The organism is Synechococcus sp. W60.3 (assembly GCF_047502615.1).
GTDB lineage: Bacteria > Cyanobacteriota > Cyanobacteriia > Thermostichales > Thermostichaceae > Thermostichus.
The window spans coordinates 1-5370 of record NZ_JANSHJ010000018.1; the positions used below are offsets into that span (position 1 = coordinate 1).

At 60.0% G+C, this 5370-nt stretch carries 9 protein-coding genes; 5 read left to right on the forward strand and 4 right to left on the reverse strand.

Annotation, left to right across the window (positions count from 1 at the left end; all coding sequences use genetic code 11):
* The coding region (locus NW846_RS07700; RefSeq protein ID WP_414515688.1) for an S-adenosylmethionine:tRNA ribosyltransferase-isomerase at positions 1 to 437 on the forward strand (437 nt) is incomplete at its 5' end.
* Here NW846_RS07700 and NW846_RS07705 read toward each other — a convergent pair.
* The 4 genes from NW846_RS07705 to NW846_RS07720 all read right to left on the reverse strand — a co-directional run bounded on the left by NW846_RS07705 (position 434) and on the right by NW846_RS07720 (position 3170).
* Positions 434 to 1255, reverse strand: coding sequence for an HAD family hydrolase (locus tag NW846_RS07705; protein ID WP_414515690.1), 822 nt, complete (start codon positions 1253 to 1255; stop codon positions 434 to 436). The two genes, NW846_RS07700 and NW846_RS07705, sit on opposite strands and share 4 nt — an antisense overlap.
* A 61-nt stretch (positions 1256 to 1316) precedes the next feature.
* Complete coding sequence (locus NW846_RS07710; RefSeq protein ID WP_414350639.1) at positions 1317 to 1586, reverse strand: hypothetical protein; 270 nt, start codon at positions 1584 to 1586, stop codon at positions 1317 to 1319.
* 12 nt (positions 1587 to 1598) lie between these two features.
* Positions 1599 to 2879 (reverse strand): beta-ketoacyl-ACP synthase II, encoded by a 1281-nt coding sequence (gene fabF / locus NW846_RS07715; protein ID WP_414406359.1) that lies wholly within the window; start codon positions 2877 to 2879, stop codon positions 1599 to 1601.
* Between the two features lie 45 nt (positions 2880 to 2924).
* The gene (locus NW846_RS07720; RefSeq protein ID WP_414343279.1) at positions 2925 to 3170 is read right to left on the reverse strand and encodes an acyl carrier protein; all 246 of its coding nucleotides are present in this window, start codon (positions 3168 to 3170) and stop codon (positions 2925 to 2927) included.
* Between the two features lie 231 nt (positions 3171 to 3401).
* Here NW846_RS07720 and rpsF point away from each other — a divergent pair, with 231 nt between their 5' ends.
* From rpsF to NW846_RS07740, 4 genes are all read left to right on the forward strand, one after another.
* A complete protein-coding gene (gene rpsF / locus NW846_RS07725; RefSeq protein ID WP_011433268.1) occupies positions 3402 to 3692 on the forward strand; it encodes a 30S ribosomal protein S6 in 291 nt (96 codons plus the stop codon).
* A gap of 73 nt (positions 3693 to 3765) precedes the next feature.
* Positions 3766 to 4164, forward strand: a complete 399-nt coding sequence (locus tag NW846_RS07730) for a single-stranded DNA-binding protein (RefSeq protein WP_414380957.1) — start codon at positions 3766 to 3768, stop codon at positions 4162 to 4164.
* A 27-nt stretch (positions 4165 to 4191) separates the two neighbouring features.
* The gene (locus NW846_RS07735) at positions 4192 to 4890 is read left to right on the forward strand and encodes a M14 family zinc carboxypeptidase (protein ID WP_414515693.1); all 699 of its coding nucleotides are present in this window, start codon (positions 4192 to 4194) and stop codon (positions 4888 to 4890) included.
* A 209-nt stretch (positions 4891 to 5099) separates the two neighbouring features.
* Positions 5100 to 5370: universal stress protein (locus NW846_RS07740; protein ID WP_414515695.1), on the forward strand; the 271-nt coding region annotated here is incomplete at its 3' end.

Consider the following 5370-nt stretch of genomic DNA (forward strand, 5'->3'; position numbering starts at 1 on the left):
TCCAAACCGCCTACATCACCCTGAACATCGGCCTGGGTACCTTCCGACCGGTGGAAGCGGAGCGGGTAACCGAGCATCGTCTCCACAGCGAGTGGCTCAAGGTGCCGGCAGAAACGGTGGCAGCCATCCAAAAAGCCCAAGCCCGAGGGGGGCGGGTGATCGCGGTGGGAACGACTGTGGTGCGCTCTTTGGAAACCGCGGCAGCCTCTGGCACCTTGCAGCCTTGGCAGGGGAAAAGCGATCTATTCATCTACCCCGGCTACTCCTGGCGGGTGATTCAAGGACTGGTCACCAATTTTCATCTGCCCCGCTCCAGCCTGATGATGCTGGTGGCTGCGCTGATCGGGCGGCAAAGGCTGCTGGATCTCTACCGAGAGGCCGTCGACCAGGGGTATCGCTTCTATTCCTTTGGGGATGGCATGCTGATCCTGCCCTAGGGCTGGGGCTGACCTCCCTGGGATCCCTTGAAGGAACCGGCCTCCGCCTCCCCTTCAACTGGGGTCGAAGGACAGTCTTGCCCGCCGGCAAACCAGTTCCGGATGCGATCCCATTCCACCTGATGGTAGCCGTCCACCGCCCAATTGGCCCGCCGCTGCAGCATGTGCAGAGGAAAGAAGGTGGCCAGAGCCAGCACCGGGATCCCTGCCGAACGGGCTGCCTGAATGCCGGGGTAGGTGGCCTCAATGCTCAAGCACTCCTGGGCAGGCAATTCCATCCGCTGCAAAAGCAGGCGGTGCAAGTGTCCTGGGGAAAGCATTGGGCCTGCATCATCCCCCGTCACTCGGTAGGATCCCCCATCGGTCAACTGTATCAGGGCCGGGCAACAGGACTGGAAACGCTCCAGAAAAGCGGTCACCTCGGCTGCCGATTGGCCGCACAGCAGGCCGACCTTCAGTTGCAGCCGCTCCAGCGTCTCCAAAGTTTCCGCCAAACCGGGAATGAGAGGCAATTCCCTCTGCCCCTGCAAAGCCTGTCGGTAGTATAGGGCCTTGCGTTTCAGCAGCTCTTCCAGTTGTTTGGGGCTGAGCACCCGCCCTTGATCCCCCCACAGAGCCGGCAGGCGCTCTCGATCCGGTCGGCCCAGGTATTGCAGCCGGTAAAGCTCCCGCTGCCCAGGGGATCCCGACTTCGGCCAGCACAGGTTCCAGGGGCGCAGGTTCTCTTCCACCAGCAGTTGGTTGATGGCCTGTAGGTGCAAGTTCTCGTCATCGGCCACCACTCCACTCCAGCTCAAGATCACCCCTTGCAGTCCCATAGGGGGGACATCACCCTCTGCTAACGACCGCAACCCAACTGCATCAAAGCAGATGGCTTGTCTATCCATTTTGGACGCGACGCTCGAACTCTTCCCGAGTGGTGTCCACCAATTGCACTGCCTCTGGATAGAGCTGAGGATGGTTTTGCTTCAGCCAACTGAGCACCCGCGCCAATTGAGCTGCACACAGATCCAAATCCGCTTGAAAAATAACCGCCGCCGCCATGTGCTGAGCATATTCGGGCGGGTGACCCTGCTGCGCCAGCTCCGCCGTCAAAGCGGCCAAGGCTTGTTGGCGAACTGAGGGCAGTGAACTTTCGGGAGAAGACATAGGCCAAGCCCTTCAAGCGGGAGAGTAGCGGCGCAAGGCCAGCGTGACGTTGTGCCCACCAAACCCAAAGGCATTCACCAAAGCGGCCTCAACAGCCATCTGCCGCCCCTTGTGGGGGACAAAATCCAGCCCTTCGCACTCGGGATCGGGGTTGTCCAAGTTGAGGGTGGGAGGAACCCAGCCGTGGTGGATGGCCAAAGCTGTGGCCACCGTGGCAATGCCGCCCGCTCCCCCCAACAGGTGGCCGGTCATGGACTTGGTGGCGCTGATGGCCAAACGGGGGGCATGCTCGCCAAAGACCGACTTGATGGCCTGGACCTCGGCGATATCCCCTACAGGGGTGCTGGTGGCATGGGCATTGATGTGTTGCACATCCCCAGGCTGAAGCCCGGCATCCTTGAGGGCCAGCCGCATCGCCCGGGCCGCTCCCTCGCCGCCGGGGGCAGGGTTGGTCATGTGGTGGGCATCGCAGGTGAGGCCATAGCCGACTATCTCCGCATAGATCTTGGCCCCGCGGGCGCGGGCGTGCTCCAACTCCTCCAGCACCAGGATCCCTGCTCCTTCCCCCATGACAAAGCCATCCCGATCCCGATCAAAGGGCCTACAGGCTTGCTCCGGGGTGTCGTTGCGGGTGGAAAGGGCCTTCATGGCACTGAACCCCGCCATGGACAAAGGGGTAACCGCCGCTTCCGTGCCACCTGTAATCGCCGCTTGCACCTCTCCCCTCTGGATGAGCCGAAAGGCATCGCCAATGGCGTTGGAGCCAGAGGCACAGGCCGTAACTGTGCAGGAATTGGGGCCTTTGGCGCCAAAATGAATGGCCAGGTGACCCGCAGCCATATTGGCGATCATCATGGGCACCATGAAGGGGCTACAGCGATCCGGCCCTTTCTGCAGATAGATGGTCTGCTGCTCTTCCAAGACGCGGATGCCGCCGATGCCGGTGCCCAAGATCACCCCCACTTGCTCAGCGTTGAGAGCGGTGATGCGAAAGTCAGCGTCCTCCAAGGCTTGCCGGGTGGCCGCCATCGCCAGGTGCACAAAGCGGTCGGTGCGCTTGACATCCTTGCGATCCAAGTAGTCGAGGGGATCAAATCCCTTCACCTCTCCGGCAATACGGCAATCGTGGCGGGAGGCATCAAAATGGGTAATCGGCCCAATGCCGCAGCGCCCTGCCAGCAAGCTCTGCCAAAACTCGGCAGGAGAGTTGCCAATGGGGGTGACCGCGCCCAGCCCCGTAATCACAACGCGGCGGGTTGGTCTGTAAGCAGTGGCGGGATCTGTGGTAGCCATCGTCCGGTGTTAGCCCGGGGGTATAGAGTCAGAACTGGGGGCAGACTAGGCAGCTTTCTTCGAGAGGATGTAGTTGACAGCGTCTTGCACGGTGGCGATCCTTTCTGCATCTTCATCGGGGATCTCCAGGTCGAATTCCTCTTCAAAAGCCATGACCAGCTCCACCGTATCAAGGCTGTCGGCCCCCAGGTCGTTCTGGAAATTGGCTTCTGGGGTCACTTTGTCATCTTCCACGCCCAATTGATCGGACACGATCTTACGAACACGGCTGTAAACTTCGTCTGCGCTCATGCTTGGAATCCCAACTCTCGATTCAGCGTGTCTTGGCCGGGCCAACCAGCGGCCAATGAAGCAATCCCTATTGTATCGGACAATGGATCCCCTCTTGTGAGCAGCCTCACCTGCATTGGCTGCTGCGGCCAGGGTATGGGAATTGGGCGGCAGCCTTTTCGGTTGTGGGAAAGAAAAGCTAGTATAGTCCACTGCGTCTCTACCACTGGATTCTAAGGAGAACTTGCTTCCATGCCCCGCGCTTACGAAACGATGCTGATTGTGCGTCCTGATTTGTCAGATGAACCCCTCGAACAACTGCTCAGCAGTCAGGAGGCAATCCTGCGAGAGAACGGAGTAACCCACGTGGAGATTACCAATAGGGGCAAGCGCCGCTTTGCCGGGTTTGAGATGAAAAAGTTCAAGGAGGGTCTGTACATCCAGTTCAACTACGAAGCCGAACCCAATGCGGTGGCTGCCTGGGAGAAAAACCTGCGCATCAACGAGAGTGTGCTGCGCCACATGACTCTCCGCGTCGGCTAGGTTTGACGGCATCCTGGCCTGCGGGCATGATGGAAGTGCCCTGAGCTGCCCCTTATCCCTGGATGGCTCCGTTATGAACTCGATTGTGTTGATGGGCGAGGTTCTGTCTGAGCCAGAGCTGCGCTACACCCCTGATAACTTAGCTGTTGCGTCCTTGGTGATTGGCTTTCCCAGCTTGCGCCCGGATGAGCCGCCCTACCGGGTGCGCGTTTCCTCTTTTGGAGAACTGGCCAAAAGGGTGGTGGACACCTGCCATGTGGGCGACCAAATCACAGTGGAAGGCCAACTGCACATGAATGTGGTGGAGCGAGATGGGCGCAAGGAAAAGCTGGCCGAGATCACCGCGCGCCGTGTCCATCAGCTGGGATCCGCTCGCGTCCTCTCTCTGACGGGGATGGGTGAACCGGCAACTGGGGAATCCTCTGAGGGGGATGTCCCTTCCCCACCAGATCCCAACGATATCCCGTTCTAGAGGTTGTGAGATTTGTCGGGATCCCCCATGTCTCAAAAACTTGGCGAACCCTTGGGATCCCTGCAGGTCATCGGCTACTCGGTGCAGGGACGTCCTATTCACCTTTGGCAGCTCACCCAAGGGATTCGCTCCTTGCTGCTGATCGGCGGAGTACACGGGGACGAGGTGGAAGGATACACTCTGATCGAGCGCTATGTGGCCTCGGGGAGATGGGGATCCCTGGCCGGGAAAGCGACCCTATGGGCAATCCCTCGCTTGAACCCGGATGGCTGTGCCCTTGGGCAACGTCTCAATGCCAACGGTGTGGATCTCAACCGCAATCTGCCCACCCAAGATTGGATCCCGGCCTCTTTGGAAGCTCGCTATCCGCCCGGAGCAGCCCCAGGCTCCGAGCCCGAGACGCAGGCGTTGTTGGAGGGCTTGGCCCAGATGCGGCCCCAATTTATCCTTTCTGCCCACTCCTGTCAGGCACACCCCTGTGTGAACTACAACGGCCCTGCCCTTGAGCTGGCCCAGGTGATGGCCGCTTGCAACGGCTTGCCCGTCGCCGCCGACATTGGCTATCCCACCCCCGGTTCTCTGGGCACTTGGGCGGGGCAGGAACGGCGGATCCCAACCCTAACGCTGGAAATCCTGCGGGGCACTCCCCTCGATCAAGTCTGGCAAGAGCAGGCCGAGGCGCTGCAGGCGGTGTTGGAGTGGGCGGCCCAGGGCGATGCCTTCTGACCGGTGTCAAGATCTCTGAACTTTCGTTGCCAATCTGCCTAGTTCGTTCAAGATATCTGGGGTTTTCTCGCCCAAATCTTCTACAACACAGATAGGTGGGGCAGAGCAGAGGGGAGCTTGGAGTCGAGGGAAAAGGGGTCAGAGGTCAACCCCGAAGTCACGCTGCTTCTGCCTTGTGCCCCGCTGTTAGCCATCTGGAGGAAGCCGATATGTTCAGCAGGATTTTGGTGGCAGTGGATCGGTCGGAGCTGAGCCAGGGAGTATTTCAAAAGGCCGTCCAAGTGGCCAAGGCCATGCAGGCCCAGATGATGATTCTCCATGTTCTGTCTCAGGAAGAGCCGGGCGCCCCAGAGCCGCCGATGATCCTGGGGGTAGATTACAGCTCCACCATCAGCGCCGAGCTGTGGCAGTCCTACCGGGAGCAATGTGCCATCTTCGAGCAAAACCAGATGGACTACCTGCGCTCGCTGGTGGAGAAAG

What these genes read in the sequence shown, in the direction of transcription:
- rpsF (WP_011433268.1), top strand. Translation starts at nt 3,402, where the DNA reads ATGCCCCGCGCTTACGAAACGATGCTGATTGTGCGTCCTGATTTGTCA.
- NW846_RS07710 (WP_414350639.1), bottom strand. Translation starts at nt 1,586, where the DNA reads ATGTCTTCTCCCGAAAGTTCACTGCCCTCAGTTCGCCAACAAGCCTTG.
- NW846_RS07735 (WP_414515693.1), top strand. Translation starts at nt 4,192, where the DNA reads ATGTCTCAAAAACTTGGCGAACCCTTGGGATCCCTGCAGGTCATCGGC.
- NW846_RS07705 (WP_414515690.1), bottom strand. Translation starts at nt 1,255, where the DNA reads ATGGGACTGCAAGGGGTGATCTTGAGCTGGAGTGGAGTGGTGGCCGAT.
- NW846_RS07720 (WP_414343279.1), bottom strand. Translation starts at nt 3,170, where the DNA reads ATGAGCGCAGACGAAGTTTACAGCCGTGTTCGTAAGATCGTGTCCGAT.
- NW846_RS07730 (WP_414380957.1), top strand. Translation starts at nt 3,766, where the DNA reads ATGAACTCGATTGTGTTGATGGGCGAGGTTCTGTCTGAGCCAGAGCTG.
- fabF (WP_414406359.1), bottom strand. Translation starts at nt 2,879, where the DNA reads ATGGCTACCACAGATCCCGCCACTGCTTACAGACCAACCCGCCGCGTT.